The organism is Bradyrhizobium sp. UFLA05-153 (assembly GCF_054185185.1).
Map to the genome: position 1 here is coordinate 47,261 of NZ_JBBIAM010000014.1, position 16,858 is coordinate 64,118.

15 protein-coding genes are annotated in these 16,858 nt (G+C 58.7%); 12 read left to right on the top strand and 3 right to left on the bottom strand.

Annotated elements, in window-relative coordinates:
- Window positions 1–311 precede the first annotated feature (311 nt).
- The gene (locus Q2941_RS11015; RefSeq protein WP_458192477.1) at window positions 312–707 is read right to left on the bottom strand and encodes a hypothetical protein; all 396 of its coding nucleotides are present in this window, start codon (window positions 705–707) and stop codon (window positions 312–314) included.
- A 572-nt stretch (window positions 708–1,279) separates the two neighbouring features.
- On the opposite strand from Q2941_RS11015, the gene Q2941_RS11020 reads away from it, so the two are divergent.
- The 12 genes from Q2941_RS11020 (at window position 1,280) to Q2941_RS11075 (ending at window position 12,807) form a co-directional block, all read left to right on the top strand.
- Window positions 1,280–1,918: a YopT-type cysteine protease domain-containing protein gene (locus Q2941_RS11020; protein WP_458192539.1), complete on the top strand. Its 639-nt coding sequence runs from the start codon at window positions 1,280–1,282 to the stop codon at window positions 1,916–1,918.
- Between the two features lie 913 nt (window positions 1,919–2,831).
- A complete protein-coding gene (locus tag Q2941_RS11025; RefSeq protein WP_458192478.1) occupies window positions 2,832–4,682 on the top strand; it encodes an HrpF/NolX family T3SS translocon protein in 1,851 nt (616 codons plus the stop codon).
- A 635-nt stretch (window positions 4,683–5,317) separates the two neighbouring features.
- A complete protein-coding gene (locus Q2941_RS11030) occupies window positions 5,318–5,503 on the top strand; it encodes a hypothetical protein (RefSeq protein ID WP_458192479.1) in 186 nt (61 codons plus the stop codon).
- Window positions 5,504–5,574: 71 nt separating this feature from the next.
- On the top strand, window positions 5,575–5,853 hold the full coding sequence (locus Q2941_RS11035; protein ID WP_458192480.1) for a nodulation protein NopA: 279 nt from the start codon (window positions 5,575–5,577) through the stop codon (window positions 5,851–5,853).
- Between the two features lie 115 nt (window positions 5,854–5,968).
- Window positions 5,969–6,856, top strand: coding sequence for a SctD/MshK family protein (locus Q2941_RS11040; protein WP_458192481.1), 888 nt, complete (start codon window positions 5,969–5,971; stop codon window positions 6,854–6,856).
- Between the two features lie 37 nt (window positions 6,857–6,893).
- Entirely contained in the window at window positions 6,894–7,430 is a 537-nt protein-coding gene (locus tag Q2941_RS11045) for a hypothetical protein (protein WP_458192482.1), read from the top strand.
- Between the two features lie 2 nt (window positions 7,431–7,432).
- The gene (locus Q2941_RS11050; RefSeq protein ID WP_458192483.1) at window positions 7,433–7,876 is read left to right on the top strand and encodes a tetratricopeptide repeat protein; all 444 of its coding nucleotides are present in this window, start codon (window positions 7,433–7,435) and stop codon (window positions 7,874–7,876) included.
- Complete coding sequence (sctV, locus tag Q2941_RS11055; RefSeq protein WP_458192484.1) at window positions 7,873–10,014, top strand: type III secretion system export apparatus subunit SctV; 2,142 nt, start codon at window positions 7,873–7,875, stop codon at window positions 10,012–10,014. The genes Q2941_RS11050 and sctV overlap by 4 nt, the downstream gene beginning before the upstream one ends.
- Before the next feature lie 173 nt (window positions 10,015–10,187).
- Window positions 10,188–10,586: a tetratricopeptide repeat protein gene (locus Q2941_RS11060; protein WP_458192485.1), complete on the top strand. Its 399-nt coding sequence runs from the start codon at window positions 10,188–10,190 to the stop codon at window positions 10,584–10,586.
- Window positions 10,587–10,970: 384 nt separating this feature from the next.
- Entirely contained in the window at window positions 10,971–11,594 is a 624-nt protein-coding gene (locus Q2941_RS11065) for an effector protein NopP (protein ID WP_458192486.1), read from the top strand.
- A 636-nt stretch (window positions 11,595–12,230) separates the two neighbouring features.
- Window positions 12,231–12,455, top strand: coding sequence for a hypothetical protein (locus Q2941_RS11070; RefSeq protein WP_458192487.1), 225 nt, complete (start codon window positions 12,231–12,233; stop codon window positions 12,453–12,455).
- 184 nt (window positions 12,456–12,639) lie between these two features.
- A complete protein-coding gene (locus Q2941_RS11075) occupies window positions 12,640–12,807 on the top strand; it encodes a hypothetical protein (RefSeq protein WP_458192488.1) in 168 nt (55 codons plus the stop codon).
- A 333-nt stretch (window positions 12,808–13,140) separates the two neighbouring features.
- On the opposite strand, the gene Q2941_RS11080 is transcribed toward Q2941_RS11075, so the two are convergent.
- Together Q2941_RS11080 and Q2941_RS11085 are read right to left on the bottom strand one after the other, a co-directional pair.
- Entirely contained in the window at window positions 13,141–14,505 is a 1,365-nt protein-coding gene (locus Q2941_RS11080; RefSeq protein WP_458192489.1) for a M16 family metallopeptidase, read from the bottom strand.
- Window positions 14,502–15,794, bottom strand: coding sequence for a M16 family metallopeptidase (locus Q2941_RS11085; RefSeq protein ID WP_458192490.1), 1,293 nt, complete (start codon window positions 15,792–15,794; stop codon window positions 14,502–14,504). Before Q2941_RS11085 ends, Q2941_RS11080 begins: the two co-directional genes overlap by 4 nt.
- Window positions 15,795–16,858 lie beyond the last annotated feature (1,064 nt).

Here is a 16,858-nt window from a genome sequence, read left to right on the forward strand (position 1 = left end):
GGTCCTGCCCAGCGCGGGCTCGCCGACAACTTTCTCCGTCCTAGGCGTACCCCACACGGCCGAATGGCGAGAAGAGGGTTACATTCGTATCCAACCGCATGGGCTGGACACTCGCGTTTGGGCCGGACACTGGAAGCCAGGTTAGCGCACCGGCTAGGCGTTTCACACTTAGCCCGCGACTGGAGCTTACCCGCGTTGTGGACCTTAGGGATGTCGCCGACCGCAGGAGCGCCTGGCGACATCGAGCTCTTGCCGTACGTGGAATTAAAGCCAAGCTGCCGTTGGCAATATTGCGGCGGATCAGAAGATCCTCACGTCCCTTCCCTGGCAAGGTCGATCCTATTTACAGAGATCGGCTTCTTCGACATATGCCCAGTCGTGCTAGTGCGAACCTTTGGTCCGGCTGCCGGACGACAGGCGATGCCGGGCATGCGCGGCAAGGCTTTGCGCGATTGCCGCGGCGGTGCTGGCGATCGGCCGCCCAGGAATGGAAGAGGTGATTTGGACGCAACACCCAGAACACGGCTGTTGCGCGCGTTGCGCAGCAAAGTTTTGATCTCTCCCCTGCCATACAAGCTGTCCGCTGCAACGAACGAGAAGGGGACCTCTGCGACGATAGCGCCAACGATCGTGCGACGCGCAATTTTTTGGTTTGTCGCAAAGCGCAGATCGCCCGTGCATGCGCTGTAGCGAACACGGTCGTTCATCCATTCCTTTTGGCAGGTAGATTGCATAGTCGAACAAGGCATGGCCACGCCGCGCGCACATAGCACGCCAATCCGCCGATCTAGCAATTGGTGATTTGACTTCTGAGCCGGTGGACTGACGAGCCGCACCGCATGACGACTTACCCTGCTTCAAACGGCCGGCCTCGTCGATCGCCAGAACCGCGTCTTCATCGCAAAGCATTTCCGGCGCGTAGTCTCGTACGAGACGTGTACCGCGTCGGCATTACATCGTCTCGCCGGTCGGTGGCGAGCGTGCCATAAGCTCGCTGGGTCCAAACTTTGGTCAAATCGTCCAAAGCATGAACTTGACGCTGATAGGATCTGCTCTCCCAAGGCTATTCTATGAGCTGAGCAACACCGGCCAGTCAGCTCGCCGTCAGCTTGACTGAGTAACGTTTGCAATGTGGGGGCGACGCAACCTTAGCAAGGGCGAAATCGACATGCTAAATCGAATCAGCCACTCATCCACACTCGCTGGCCAAACCGACGAGCTGAGCAAGTCTGTAAACAGCGACAGGTTTGATAAAGCACTTGGCGATCTGCCCGAAAGAATGGGCTGCTGCGCCAGCAAGGCAGATGACTCGTCCTCCTCACCGAGGGGGAGCACCTCCGTGTTCCAACACAGGACAGCCGAATTGCGCGAGGCGAACAAAATTAACATCTGCGTTGGGCTCACTGCAGGATGGCTCAGCAATCTCCCGAACAGCCCGAGATCCCGGATGACTGCGCTGCGGCCCGGATCTGACGGGCACCGCTCAGCGGCTACGCGCCAGGAAGATTATGAGAGCCTTATGGAATCCGCGCAAGATGAGGAGACAGAAAGTTCTGCCGCAGGTTTTACGGCAAGGGCCACCGTACTAAGGCAAGCCGGCTTGAACCCGTCCGAAACAGGAAACGAATACACATTCGGTGATAGTGCGAGCTTTTCGGATTTGGCGGACAAAATCACCACCGATGGGAGATCGTATGCGCTCAGCTTGCGTTTCGAACGGGATGGAAGACATCAAAGACATTTGGTTGCGACATCGGCGTCGGGCGGAATGGTTACGTTGTTCGATCCCAACTATGGAGAATTTGCTGTTGAACCACAGGACGTCGCTGAATTGTTCCGAAAGCTCGCCAATCGTTACAGGAACCCTAACGGATTGGAATTGTTGAGCATCACCACGCAAAGGGTGCAGACCGCCTAAGGCCTTGCTGTAGGCCAACGAGATCGGATTCCTGACTCTGGGCAAGGTTGGATCCCCGCCATCGGTGATAACGGGGGCCGCTTTCTGCGATGGTTATGCTATCGACCTCGGGCAAGAACTGTGAAGGCCCTCGGCCCCACATCGGTGACAGCATCGTCTGGGGCCGCGCGGTTCACTTCTGCGATACCGCATCAGATGAACCGCCTACCCTAAACTCGCGCCTTGCGAGGCTATCGTAGAAAAGGCCCATCCGTGCTGCTGGTGAACAATCAAATCGTCTGTGCCGGCCCGCTAGCAATCTAACGACGATCTGCCAAGCATGGATACGGACCCTTCTGATCCGTCGCAACATCGCCGATGACAGCTTGGCCTTTTCTCCACATGGTGCCTTAAGGGCAGGTCCACATAGAAGCTGGTGTCGGTAGACGCCATCGCCGGACGATCGGGGACGACTTCGCATACGCTCAGCGAATCGTAAGCGGGCCGTCCTCGAAAAGGTGTTTCGTCGCTCTCGACCGTGGGGCCAGAGCGACACCATACAACGATGAACCGCGTCAACAGAGCATCGTGGCCGCGCCTGAGCTAATCAGCCACGTCGAGAGTACGCTGCAACTTTCGGCAGAATTGATCTGGTTTTGCCATTGTCATTTGTGGGGCGCTCTGAGACGCGTCAGCTTCTCGAAAGCTAACCCTCCTAACATGAGAAGCTGGGTCTCTAGACGTCGCTGTCGTCTATTGACCGTAATGGAAATGAAAGTCGGCGGGCAGGGCATGGTGGTTTTGTGAGCCGACATGCAGTGTACGAGCTCGGCCAACACTTCCATCATGTCTTGCTTGTCATTCGTCTTGAAGACAGCGGCGCCACAAAGATGCACCCGTGGCGGTCCTTCATTGTCACGCCCGAGGATGCACTATGTCGCTCAGCAATCTTTCGCCAGCCGGCAGCACGAATCTGCCACAGTCCGCGTTTGCTTCCGGGGTCACGTTGGCTCTGGGACCTTCTGCGCAGACGCACGGTCTGACCCAGCAAAGCGCATTTTCGAACTTCGAATCGACGCTGTCCAGTTATTCGCTCGAAGACAAGGCCATTGATCCCTCCAAGCTACAGGATCTGCTGCCCTCTGATCTGAAGTCCGCGCTAGAGTTGCCGCAGCACCCACAGGACCCGCAAGACCCGCAAGACCCGCTCGATCTGGTGCCAGCGGATCTAAAGGCAGCAATCGCAGAATTGGAGCAGGATCCGCAACCGACCAGTGCGACCGACTCTAATGTCGTCGCGCCGGCACCCATCGCAAGCTCGAGGATCACTTGGAACGGCGGCACGCTGACCGATACCGAACTACAGATCGTAGCAGTGTTGAACCGTCACAAGGACCAATGCCCGCTGAGCTGGGACTCGCTGGGGGACAAGGCCAACGATCCCTCCACGCCACCGGATTTGAAGGCGGCGATCGAAGGATTGCAGCAGGATCCGGAGCTATTCTATGCGATCGGTTCGCAGGGCGATGGTCGCTGCGGCGGCAAGATCAAGGCGAAGGATCTGTCCGAATTCTCTGACCATCACTCTCAAGTGGCCGCATTCCAAGAGCGGCAAGCGCAAGGCTACGAGCATAGCTATGTTCCATCCGACGGCACTGGAAACGGGCAAGTGTCTGTCATGACCTTGAACGATGCATTGCGCGAGCTTTATCGGTATTCCGACAACCTGCCCAAGGACCTGAGCCTGGCTGATTTCCGGCAGATTGTCGACGGTAATGCCGAAACCGGTAAATGCCCGCCTCAGGTCATCGCGGCGGCTCAATACTTCCTCGACCACGCGGACAGCTGGAAGCAGTTGTACGGTGGCACAATAGATAAAGTTCACAAAGAGGACTTCCTGCAAGTCGCTTCCTCGTCGCTGAGCCTCACAAAATCCGAACTCAATACGCTCGGCACAATCAACAAGAATCAGGGCGCCTTCTTCGGAGACGGCGACCTGACCCGGGACAAGCTGGCGAAGATGGCCGACGACAAGAGCCTCGACCCAAAGGTGCGGCAAGCAGCTTCCCAGCTGCTGTCGGATCCCCTATTGTTCGGTTTGCTGAACAATTCGATTACGGGTTACAAGACCCATCATCGGCTCCTCGACTTAGGTGGCGGGCATACGGTCGATTCAGGCAACATCAGCAACAACGACTTCACGCACTTCTACAGCAACATGTCGGCTGCGAACCGCACCGTTCAGCAGACGAAGACCCATGTTCCCACAACCGCAGCCGAGCAGTCCGCCGCCGCGGACATGATGATGGGCCTTGCCGATCAGCCCGATATCAAGTCTCCGAAGAAGAATGGCGGGCTCCTCATGCACGCACTCGACGACGTGCTCAAGGTGGGCTCGAAGGTGCTTGATTGGGCTGCGACGGCGGTCGGCGTGCTAGGCTTCATTCCTGGCCTGGGCGAATTGACCGATCTTGCATCAATGCTGCTCGAGTGCGAGTCACAAGCGGCGAATCTAGTGCACACGGCCATTAGCGGAGGCAATATGAAGAAGGCACTGGAGGAAGCTGGCCTAAGTCTCGCGGCGCAGGCGGTGGGCTGTATTTCCGGCCCTGAGGTCAAACTCGCGCTGCGCGACGGGCTAGCCAAGAAGGTGCTCGAGGAAACAGCAACGGGCGCCGTCGACCTGACGGTTTCGGAGGCGCAATCCTATGCGGAGAACTATTTGAATGATCTAAAGGAGCGCCTAGAGACTGGCCCCATGCTAGCCGCAGGCGTTGCCAAGTAGTCCGCACGCGGCATCGTTCACGGAGTGCGGCCTAACGGACGAACTTGCGCCGCCTCCGCGTCAATGCCTGCGCACCGGGGATAATTTAGTGGTCTCGTTATGATGGCGAGAGCGCGAGAACCTCGAGGCTTTGGCCGCCTCGCTGCGTTCAAAAGCGACTTTCGGTGCCTCAACGTCTCCACTGAGCGTCATATCGTAAGGCTTGGCGGCAGGAAGCGCGCTCGTCATGCGTTGCGGTGCGCCACGTTTCATTGCCCTCGAGGGGACCAGAGCGCTCAACGGTCTGGTGGCAACTGCGCAGGCGCGGTTGCGCACCTGCCGCGAGCGCGGGAAAGGCATTTCGCTCCTCCCTCGTTGTTTTGGCGTCGAAACGTAAACGGAGCAGCCGGTGTAGCGTCTCGGTCGGCAGAACGAAGCAATCGACGAGACTGATCAAGGGTTCCCCGCTCGGGTGCAGAAGCACCTTGAGCAGGGACGCTCACCTCCCCCGCTTCGCCAGCGAAACTGGTGCACTCGCCAATGGATCGCTGCGAATCCTTCTGGGGCTCGTCAGCTTGTCGAAAGCTGATCCTATTAGCGTTAAGACAATGGTGATGCGGCCTCGACCGTATCGGGAACAGACGTTGGAGCACAAGATGTCCGGAGCAATCGAAAGCAGAGTTGGCGCCAATCATGTTGTTAACCAGCAGCTTTCCGCCGAACAGCCTGCCACTCAGCAAGAAGCGTTCGAAGCGGCTCTTGGCTCGGTCGCAATGCAAATTGCGAGCCATGGGATGTCCCTGATCGATGACGCCATGGCCGAAACAGAAGAGGATACCTGACGCCAGAATGGTTCGACGTCAGGAAAGCGCAGCCCTCAGCGGCCGCAAATTCAAGCAGAAAGGTGAATGACATGGTTGATAAAGTTAGTGGTGGCAGTCATCAGGCTGATCACCACGTAGATGATAACAAGGCTTCTGGTGACAAAAAATCGGGTGGCAGCAACGCCGGTTCTAATTCCGCCAATGGAGGGTCTGTTGCCAATGAGGTTATTCATGCTGGGACCTTCCAAGCGCAAATCGCCGAGCTGCAACGTATTAGCAATGAAGCGATGGCGAAGGATATCGAGTTGCGTATAGTTTCGACGCAACTCCAGACCGAGAAAAAAGCGGCCGACGAGCGCGTTCAGTAACGTGGAAAGCGGGGCGTGACCACCGCCCCGCTTTTCCCGGCTTGGTGGTCGTGCGAATAATTTGTCGACTTGGAATGAGCCGTCACGGCTTCTCTCCTTGTTCAGGAGACTATCATTGAGTGAAGCCGTTTCCCTCCATTTCGAGGTGCTATCTGGACTTTATTCCGGACTGACCGGCCTGTCCGCTGTCGGAACGAGTCTGATCGGTAGTGGCCTCGATGCTGATATGATCTTCGTCGAACAAGGGCTCGATCCGCAGCATTTCCGGATCAACCTTGTTGGCAATTCCATTGAGATCGAGGCGATTGCAGCGGGATGCGACATAGAGGGTCACGGGAATATTGCTGCAGGCCAGCGCGTTGTTGTTTCTCTTCCGGCTGTCATTCATGCGGGCGCGATGTCTATGCGCTGGTCGGCACAGGATGCAGCGCCCGTTCGTGCGATTGACACCCCGCGCGTGTCGATCCCGGCACTCGCCGTTCTGTTGGTCGGCATTTTGGGGACCGTCACTGCCTCGACCATCTTCTTCAACAACGCTGGCGCACCGAGTGCGCCTTCCGGGGCTGCCGTCGAACCCCTTCCCAAGCTGACCATCAACCGGCCTGATGATCGGACCATCCATGCAGCGGCCGAGGTGCTGCAAGAGGAAGTTGATAGAGCCGGGCTGCTAAATATCCAGATCGGTTCCGGGTTAGGTGTTGTGACCGCCGAGGGCACGGTTACGCCTGCCATGGTCGCTAGCTGGCAGAAGGCCCAGCAATGGTTCGATCGTCGTACGAATGGCGCGCTAACACTGGTGAACGGGGTGGCCGTCAAGGAGGAGAAGGCGCCATCCTCAATCGCCGTCGAAGCTGTTTGGCGCGGAGCTCAGCCCTATCTCCTTATCAAGGGGCAGAAGTATTTCGTCGGCGCGCTGTTGAATGATGGATGGACACTCAGTCGAATCGAGGAACGACGTCTGTTGCTGAGCCGGAATGGCCGCTCTGCCGCCATTCCCTACTAAGGATTTTCGACCCGGAGGAAAGATTTAGGAGACCGTCATGGCGAAGCTGTCCCACCCTGTAGAGTCCAGCTCCTATTCGCAGATCATGCCCCCCGTCGACCTGGCGCCAGTCATCAAGCCCGCCATTGGTCAAGTCAATAATATGGAGATCGATGATACTCATGTAGATCAAGGCAACACGCATGCCTCGATTGGCCGAGACATGCACGCGCCGGATCTGCCGATCGACGTCGCGGTCGAAGCTATGCTGGCGGTCAACGATATCGATGCAGTTACACCGGTGGGTCTCGACGAGATGCGGAACCAAGCCAGCGAGATCGACCCGCGCGCGGTTCTGGCCTTGCTTTACTCTCGTAGTCTCGCACATGGCCTGCTCTCCTTTGTCACGCCCCGCCTGCGTTATCCGGACGTGCTCCGGGCAGAGCAGCATGGTGCCCTTCTGGAACGCCTAGCCGGCACACTGTCGGCCAGGCCAGAGATTTCCGTGGCGCGCGAAGGTCTCGTGGCCCTGCAGCAGGAGCTGCAGCGCTTGATTCGGTTCAGACAGAACCGGAACAGTTTGATCCAAGGCTAGCCATGGTCGAAACGGGCGGAACGCAACTCGTCAGTCTTGTCCCACCGATGGACGTTTCCAAGACCGGCGATGACCTGCTGATCTCCGGGCAGGAACGCGATTTGCTCTGCGCACTTGCCTATATTCATCTCGCGTGCGGGCAGAGTGGACAAAGCCTGGCTCTGTTGCGGCTCGTCGTTCATGACCATACTCAAGATGTCGTCCTGCTCCGCATTTTCGCCTATGCGCTCATCTCGGAGGGGCTCGGCGATGAAGCACTGGTGATCCTGGATAGACTGGACATACTCGACGACCAGCCGTGGGCGCGCCTCCCCTTGACGCTCTTGCGTAGCCATGCCCTGCGGCGGGCCGGACGCATGGACGAAGCGCGGGCAACTTTCCAAAGCTATGTTTCGTTGCGTAGCAGCACAGTCGTTGTCAAACAGCCATCAAAAGAGCTTCCATGACCAACGCCCTGCGTAACTTCGTCGCGCGCGCGCCGGCCAACCCGGATTTGATGGTCACATTGTTGCTGCTTCTGGCGATCGGTATGATGATCATGCCGATCCCGATTATTGCGATCGATACGCTCATCGGATTCAATCTGGGCTTCGCGATACTACTTCTGATGGTTGCTCTACACATCAGCAGGCCGGTTGATTTTTCGTCCCTGCCGGGCGTCGTCTTGATCTCCACCGTATTCCGTCTGGCGCTCACCATCGCAACAACGCGGCTGATTCTGGCCGAGGGGGATGCCGGCAGCATCATTCACACGTTCGGCGACTTTGTAATTTCGGGAAATATCGCCGTCGGCATTGTCATCTTTCTCGTCGTGACCATGGTGCAATTCATCGTTCTGGCGAAGGGCGCCGAACGTGTGGCCGAGGTGGCGGCGCGCTTCACGCTCGACGCTCTGCCAGGCAAGCAGATGGCGATCGACGCGGAACTACGAAACGGCCATATCGATCAGAACGAAGCCCGCAGCCGGCGGGCCGCATTGGAGAAAGAAAGCCAGCTTTACGGCGCCATGGACGGCGCCATGAAATTCGTGAAGGGGGATGCCATAGCGGGGTTGATGGTGATCTGCATCAACATGCTGGGCGGGGTCTCCATCGGCCTGCTCTCCAAGGGCATGCCCCTCGACGAGGCGGTGCATCAATATACGCTGCTGACAATAGGTGATGCGTTAATTGCGCAGATCCCGGCGCTACTGCTCTCGATCACAGCTGCGACTATTGTCACTCGTGTCAATGGGGCCGCCGGCCTCAATCTTGGCGCCGACATTGTAGATCAGCTGACGGCCAGCACGCGCGCGTTACGGCTGGCAGCTTGCGTCTTGCTTGTAATGGGGCTCATTCCCGGCTTCCCTCTGCCCGTGTTTTTCGTGTTGGCCGGCGTCTTGGCCATGGGGTCGTTCGTCAAGGCAGGCGTGCAAGGCGACAAGAAAGCCGCCAATGTCACCGCTAAGGCTTCAGCCCAGCCTGACAACCAAGCCGTGCCTGCGGAGGCACTTCCGATCGGGTTTTTTCTTGCACCGAGCCTGATGCAGGCCATAAGTCAAGACGAATTGCGACAGCACATTGCACGCATTTCGGGACTGGTCTCAGCAGATCTCGGCATCACGGTACCCCGCATCCCTGTCCAGGTCGACCAGCAGTTATCCGAGTCTCAATTCAGAATAGACGTCGAGGGCGTCCCGGTCGAACAAGATGTGATTGACCCGACGCAGCTCGCGCTCGCGGACGACTTGGCGAACATTGAATTGAGTGGCATTCCGTTTCGGCATGATCCAGAGACGAAACGGATCTCGATAGAACAAAAACATGCACCGGCTCTCAAAGCCGCCGGTATCGGGCATCACCGACCCAGCGAAATCTTAGCATTGCGCGTCCATTCGGTATTGACTCGCTATGCACAGCGTTTGGTGGGCATCCAGGAGACGCGCCAACTGCTCAGCCGGATGGAGCAGGAATATGCCGATCTAGTAAAGGAGGTGCTACGTACGACGCCGATTCCACGGATCGCCGATGTGCTGCGTCGCCTGCTGGACGAGGGCATCCCGATCCGGAGCACCCGGCTCCTTTTGGAGGCATTGGCCGAATGGAGTGAACGTGAGCAAAACGTCGCACTACTCACGGAATATGTTCGCTCCGGCCTTAGACGGCAGATCTGTCACCGTCATGCCAACGCGAAGCGTGTCGTACCCGCCTTTATTATCGAACGTGAAAGTGAGGATATCGTGCGCAGTGCGGTTCGCGATACCGCTGTCGGCCCCTACCTGGTTCTAGAGGACCGGCAAAGCGAGATGCTGCTAGCCCAAATGCGCCAGATCCATTCGAGCATAGCGCCGGGTCAGACCCATCCCGTCGTCCTCGTTTCAATGGATATCCGGCGCTTCGTCCGCGGCTTTCTCACCCGCAACGCAATCGATCTCGCTGTTCTGTCCTATCAGGAACTCGCCTCGGATTTTACGATCCAGCCCGTCGGTTCCATCAAGCTGGCAGCAGCACCGCATAAAACTCCGTCGAAGGAAATTCGCGACAACCCCACGCCAGCCGGCGGACAGAGCACGGGGCTCGATCGACAGTTGAGAACAACGGCATGAGCACACATGAGAAGACAGTGCCGCCGCGGTCGTGGTCATTGCGTGCGGTTTCGTGCTCGGCTCTCCTCGCAGTCCTGCTCGCCGGCGGCTGCGCCAGCTCCGAGAAGCCAGCCCTTTCGGTGCAGGAGACGTCGCCGCCGAAGTTGCTCGGCGCAAGTGATATCGATCCAGCTATGCGCGAACGCATTGCGCGCGCCGTTGATCGGGATGGCGATGAGGACGCCTTGCGGGAGGCGCTGAAGCAGGAACCAGGGAATGTCGACGCGGTAATCGGTCTTACGCAGGCTTTGCTGGCACAAAAACGGCCGCATGAGGCGCTTGAGGCGCTCGACAACGTCTTACTTGTGGCTCCGAACGATATGCGTGCATTGAACGCCAAAGGCGTTATCCTCGACAATGAGGGACGCCATGATGAGGCACAGGCGCTATATCGGAAAGCTCTCATAGCAGAACCGGAGAACCAGATGTTGCGCAACAATCTCAAGCTCTCGCTCGCGCTCGATGGGAAGACCGACACTGCGAGCGCCAGTTTGCAACCGCCGCCGCGCGAGCCTGCTACGTTGGCGCGATAGCGCGGCCTTCCGTGGAAGCTGCGGACGCTTGATGCCTGCGTCAGCTCGTTGTCAGCTAGCACGCCTATCAATCTGCGCGGGGCCTGACGAACCCAGGCTAACTGCAAAACACTTCCGATAGGAATGCGAACCAGCATGTATAACCGAAGCGTTGGCTCATCCGATATTCACTCCGCGCGTGTTGGCGAGGCTGACGAAATGAGACGAGCAGCAACCAGCGACGCACAAACTAACGCTGACAGCCACAGATTCGCGGAGATGTTTGCTGATATGCATTTGGCGGGACCGGATTCTTACGCCGGCTCGTCCGCGACAACACGGCCGTACTCCCTCGTTCCCAAACCTCCTATAGTGGAGATCTCAAGGTCGTCATTCGAGGAAAAAGTGCAAGACTTTCACGGCGATGAGATCGAATATATCGCCGCGAACCCACAGCAGTACTCACGATCCGTGTCCTTGAAGGCAGAGCGCACGGCATACGTTGCTTATCGCCACGGCAAGGGATCCGATTCGGAAAGCGCCCGATATTTCAGCTATCAGTTAGGCAACCAAAGTGTCGGACTTCTAAGAACGGATGGGGGATCCAGCATGAGCCGTCTGTTCGAAGGCGAAAGTTGGCGGGAACAGTTTCCGGGGCGAACTGAAACCACATCCACTGTAGATTTTCGAGTTACACATCCGCTTGTCGATAACGCAGGTGACATTCTGCTGGAACACCAACTGCGGCTCGACGGCGAACGGCCGTTGCTCCTCTCAAATCCTGTCAACCCGGAAGCGAAAGCCCGCGCGACGGCGTTGGGTTTTGTCGAAGTAAGTAACTCGACGATGCTGCTCGACCCTACCCAGCATCCCGATAAGTGGACGAAGAACGGCGACGGTGAATGGCAGCGAGCGAACAAGCCCGCACAATATCTTGCCAAGGCTGAGGAAAGTGAGAGCAGTGATGCCGTGGTGTCGGAGAGCGCAGCAAATACCTGGCAGGATTCGTACGATGATGACTTCATGTAAACCGGATGGGTCCGCAAGAAGATAAGCCACGCAATATCTGGCATGATGCCCATCGTCTCCTGCAGGACGTCCAGATGAAATAGAGACGTCGTCCACGGGCTCCACCCCGCGGCAAGTGCCTTATTGTGCCGACGAGAGAAATGGGTCGTGCTCACTATTGCCATCGGGCGTCGTCACATCGAGCGACCCTAGTCAAGCTGGGACGCAGAGCGCCGAGCCATCCGGGTTTGGTCGCCATGTTGAGGCGCTTTGAGTCCAGGCATGAGAACAACGTTACTGCCTGCTTGGGGGCAGCTCTCTCGTCCCTGCGCCTAACAGCGATGTGGGTGCACTCGCCAAGGACCTTCACGGCCCCAGCATTTAGGTGTTGAGGCCATTTCTTTCGCCTATCATCGCGGTCAGCGCTGCCGTCCCGGAACATAGTGTCGTTCTCGCTCCCCAATAAGAGGACAAATTCGCTCACAAGGCTGCGCGGCTCGGAGGATACTTGGTGCGGATCAACGATCCGCCTCGACCGTGGCAGCGCGGATGCGATTTCCTTTCAGGACGCCGACTTCACCCGGCCTCGACTTCAGCATGGCGCACCCTAAAGAGGTCTATTTCGGAACGTCAGCGCTGTTGCGCGCGAGCTTCCGAATGACCTCGCTGAAAGGCTCGGTCTTTACTGGCAACGATCTGCGCGGCCGGGACTTCTATCCGCCACTCTGCACGAGACGCATCTCAATCAGGCGAATCCGGCCGGCGCCAGTCTGCGCAATGCAAATCCAAGGGCGTCTCCATGAAGATCCGCAAGAGACGGATCTGGCGGCAATGTTTGTCCGGCGGCCGGAGCTGTTAGTTCTCGGCTATGGTGGCTATTGAAAGGGCATATGGCTATGCCGACCATGCTCCCTGCCGTCGGTGTCACGGCACTGATGAGCGCAATAGTACTGTTGACTGGAACGTGGAGCGTGCTGCCGTCACAAATTTGTAACTTTCCGACGCCGAACCTTTCTGCTGTTCCAATTCTTCCATATGCTGGGAGCCCTCGTAGATGGGGTAAGTCATGATCGAACGCACGCAAGCAGGTAAGGCGCCGCTTGATCGGCTCTTAGAGGCGGCCCGGAAGGAGCTGCTTGATTTCGAGCGGCGGGAGAACGAGTTTCGCAAGAAGGATCGCGAGGAACGCGCAGCAGAGCTGCGCCTTCCCTTGGACAGGATTAAAGTCCATTAATAGGAAGCCCGAGTTCACAAGATCCCCACATGACATTTCTAGCTTGATCGATGCGACGGGTGTGGCTGTCGCACTGCTCCCCGTCCCCTCGACGGCCTAGACCACCAGACCGGGCGGGGAGCTTGGTTTTGCTTCGGATGTCACCTGCTACCCTGAAACCACCATAGTCCCAGATCGCCGCTTGGACCAGGCGCATTGCTTGCACGGTTTCACCTCTGATTGCCCGAAGCGCAGTTCATCAAACAACGTGCAAGGGGAATGTTTGTTTCTCTTCGTGCACAGTCATGGCGGTGGCGAGTTAGATTTATGGAGCGCGACTAGCCACAAGGCAGTTCAGTTCGAGTTCGTCGCGGGTGCGGCAAGCGGCTGCGCCGCTGCGCGGCCGACGATGACGGTCAGGAGGCCCTGGCCCCAGAGGCGCTTGGCAGCCGCCTTGGCGTCATCCAGCGTCACGGCATCGACGATGGCGTTGCGCTTCTCGATATAATCGATCGGCAGCTTGTCCTGCTGATATTGCAGCAGCGCCTGCGCGAGCTTGGATGAGGTGTCGAGAGCGAGCATCTGCGAGCCCTTGAGGTAGGACTTGGCCTCGTCGAGCTCCTTCTGCGTCGGTCCCTCCTCGGCGATGCGGCGCACTTCCCTCTCGATGGCGTCGATGGTGTCGCCGGCGCGGTCCGCCCGCGTGCCGGTGCTGCCGATGAACACGGCCGAATGCTCCATCCACAGCAGCGCTTCAAACACCGAATAGGCGAGCCCGCGCTTCTCGCGCACCTCGCGATAGAGCCGGGACGGCAGTCCGCCGCCGCCCAGGATGTGGTTGACGACGTAGGCGGCCATGAAGTTCGGATCGCTGCGCTTCACGCCGGGGCCGCCAAAGGTGATCACGGTCTGCGGCACGTCGAGCGGCACGAAGGCGCGCTGCGGCGGTGCGGCTGGCTGGACGTCGGGGACCTGTGTGAGGTTCGCCTTGGCCGGCAGGCTGCCAAACGTCCTGTCGAGCAGCTTGCCGAGGGTTGCCGGGTCGACGTCGCCGACGACCGCGACCTTCAGCGTGTCCCTGGCCAGCACGCGGCCGACATAATCCTTCATGTCGGCGACCGTGATGGTCGGCACGCTTTCCAGCGTCCCGCTGGTCGGCCGGCCGTAGGGATGATCGCCGAAGGCGATCTCGGAAAGTTTACGGCTGGCGAGCGCGGTCGGATTGGTGGTGTCGCGGCGCAGGCCCGAGATGACCTGGGAACGGATACGCTCGACGTCGGCGGTGTCGAAATGCGGCGAGGTCAGCGCCATCCGCAACAGGTCGAAAGCCTCGTCCTTGTTGTCGCGGAGCATGCGCAGGCTGCCGCGGAAGGTGTCGCGGTTGGCGTTGAAGGAGAGCTCGATGGCGCGGCGGTCGAGCCGCTCGTGGAAGGTCTTGGAATCGAGATCGCCGGAGCCTTCGTCGAGGAGGTCGCCGACGAGATTGGCGACACCAGGTTTATCCTTGGGGTCCTGCGACGCGCCGCCGACAAACGAATACTCCATCGCGATCAGTGGCACGGTCGCGTCCTGCACGAACCAGGCTTCGATGCCGCCGGGCGAGGTCAGGTGCTGGATCTTGGCCGCGGCCTGTGACGGCGAGATGGACACCAAAGAGAGAGCCATCGAGGTGACGACGGAGAGCGCAATGCCGCGCACGCGGAGGAAGGGATAGGTCACGAACGCTTCTCCTCGCGCTTGGCGGTGGTGGTGTCCTTGATCAGGTAGCCGGTGACCGAGCGCTTCTTCTCGAGCCATTTTTGCGCGACGGCGCGCACCTGTTCGGCGGTCACGGCGCGGATGCGATCGGGCCAGCTGCGGATGTCCTCGATGGACAGGCCCGTCGTGAGCGCACCACCATACCATTGCGCCAGCACCGCTTGATCGTCCTGGACGTAGATTGCTTCGGCGATGAGCTGGGTCTTGACCCGCTCGAGATCCTCCGCGCGGATCGGGTTCTGCACGATGTCGGCGATCACGCCGTCGATGACCTGCTCGACCTCTGCAAAGCTGACGCCCTGCTTGGGAGAGGCCGCGATCGAGAACTGGCTCGGGTCGAGCGAGGTGCTCGAATAGCTGGCGCTGGCGGAGACCGCGAGCGGCTTGTCGACCACGAGCACGCGGTAGAGATAGGAGTTATTGCCGCCGCCCATGAGTTGCGCCAGCACATCGAGTGCCGCGCTCTCGCCGGGCGCCGCGGTCGCAGCTGAGGGCGCGAGATAAATGCGCTGCACGCTCGGCTGCTCCACGCGCGGATCGGATAGCGTGACGGTGCGCGGGGCGGCCGGCTCCGGCTCCTGCGGTCGGATGCGTTGTGCGGGAATCGCGGGCCGTGCCGGGATCGCGCCGAAATTGTGCTCGACCAGCGGACGCACGTCGGCGACCTCGACGTCGCCGGCGATCACCAGGATCGCGTTGTTCGGCGCATAGAAGCGACGGTAGAATGCTAGCGCATCCTCGCGATCCAACTTTTCGATCTCTTGTCGCCAACCGATGATCGGCCGTCCATAGGGGTGATTGAGGTAGAGCGCTCCCTCCATCTGCTCGTACAGCCGCGCCTCCGGACTGTTGGCAACCCGCATGTTGTGCTCTTCGAGCACGACGTCACGCTCGGCTAGCACATTCTCGTCCTTCAGAACCAGGCCGGTCATCCGGTCGGCCTCGAGGTCCATCATGGTCGACAGTTGTTCGCGCGGGACGCGCTGAAAATAGGCAGTGAAATCAGTGGACGTGAAGGCGTTTTGATCTCCACCGACGCGATGCACGATCTGCGAAAGATCACCAATCGCGTGCTCCTCCGTGCCCTTGAACATGAGATGTTCGAGAAAATGGGCGAGTCCGGATTTGCCCGGCGGCTCGTCTGCAGAGCCTACTTTGTACCAGATCATCTGCGTCACCACCGGTGTACGATGGTCCGGGATCACGACCACTTGCAGGCCGTTACCAAGCGCAAAGCTGGTGAGTTGCATGGAGCTCGCAAGACTCTCTTTTGACACGCCACCTATTACTAAGGCGCACGTCAGGACCCGCGCCAGAAGGCGAACGACTGATCGAGATGGGGACGTCGGAAGCCTTGACCGCAGTCGTAATAGAATTTTCACGAAAGCCAGATCGCGCCGTCGATGAGGCCCGGCATTGTTTTCAAAATGGTTCGTCAACTGCTGGATCGGCATGGCTTTTAACAATTCCCATTGCGATTGGTTCTGGGTAAGGAATGTGGTCATGATCGAAGTCAACTGTCGGATGCTCCATCCTTTTGGCTAACCGATCGACAGATCGACAGATCGCCTTGCTCCGGCAGATATCGTCGGTCAGGCGCCCCGCCAACGAACCCAAAGCATTAGTCGTGCCAAAGGAGAAACTGTTTGAATGCAACGTGCTCGTCTTAAGCAGCCTGTCAGCATCTTCACACATCGTCATGCATCGGACACGGTGAGCGCGCGTTGGAACAAGTGCGGCTATCGGGAGACTCCTCTTGCGAGAGCGCGGTTGGCCCCGTCTAGCCGCGTTGCTGGCACTGCCCACTACGTGTCCTCTGGAATGACATGACCAACTACATGGGGCCGCGATCAACGCCAGTTGAGAACTTGTGCAAGGTCCCCGCAGGATGCCGCTGTTCGGTTTGTGGTCAGCTCAGCGGTCAAGGCTGCAGAACGCTGCCATCGGCGCTTCACACCGCTTAAACCTACGGAAGCATAGAAATGGCGGCTGTGGCGCGTGCGCAGAACGGTCTTGAGACCAGGAGCTTGCATAGAGAAATCGACGCGCGATTTGCCACAGGTGACCGCGATCGAACGCCATCTTATGAAAGGCCAATCAGGCATTTGGGGTGCAGGAGAGCGTAATGGCAGATCTATCGAACGAACTGACTGATAATGTGACCGGCGCGCAAAGTATCAGTTCAAGGACCACCTAAATGATTTCTTGCGCAACATCGACGACACGCCGAGGGTGCAGCGGATCGTCGTTGCAGACCTCGAAGCGCGCGTTGACTTTCCGACGTTATATGCGGAGTGCAGAGAAACGGTCGGAC